Here is a 264-nt window from a genome sequence, read left to right as displayed (position 1 = left end):
AAGTATGGTCTTTTGTCGCCCCTGGGTTATATAAACATGAAAAACGCTTAGTTGTTCCCTTGTTAGCCAGCAGCACTCTGTTGTTTTATCTTGGAATAGCCTTTGCCTACTATATTGTTTTCCCAGTTGTATTTGGGTTTTTCACCAGTGTCGTTCCAGAAGGCGTACAAGTTGCTACTGATATCAGCAGTTATTTGAGTTTTATTCTAAAATTATTTTTTGCCTTTGGTTTAGCTTTTGAAATACCTGTAGCAGTCGTTTTGC

The 264-nt window shown here is 37.9% G+C and carries 1 protein-coding gene; it reads left to right on the top strand.

Annotation, left to right across the window (positions count from 1 at the left end; translation table 11 throughout):
* Nucleotides 1–264, top strand: a 264-nt coding sequence (locus AAEY62_RS22930; RefSeq protein ID WP_350636734.1) for a twin-arginine translocase subunit TatC, incomplete at both ends; no start/stop codon positions are given.

Origin of the sequence: Pseudoalteromonas sp. GW168-MNA-CIBAN-0100, from assembly GCF_040309225.1 — a bacterium.
Lineage (GTDB): Bacteria > Pseudomonadota > Gammaproteobacteria > Enterobacterales > Alteromonadaceae > Pseudoalteromonas > Pseudoalteromonas arctica.
The sequence above is the reverse complement of the archived record's forward strand: the minus strand, read 5'-3'. Positions and strand labels throughout refer to the sequence as shown.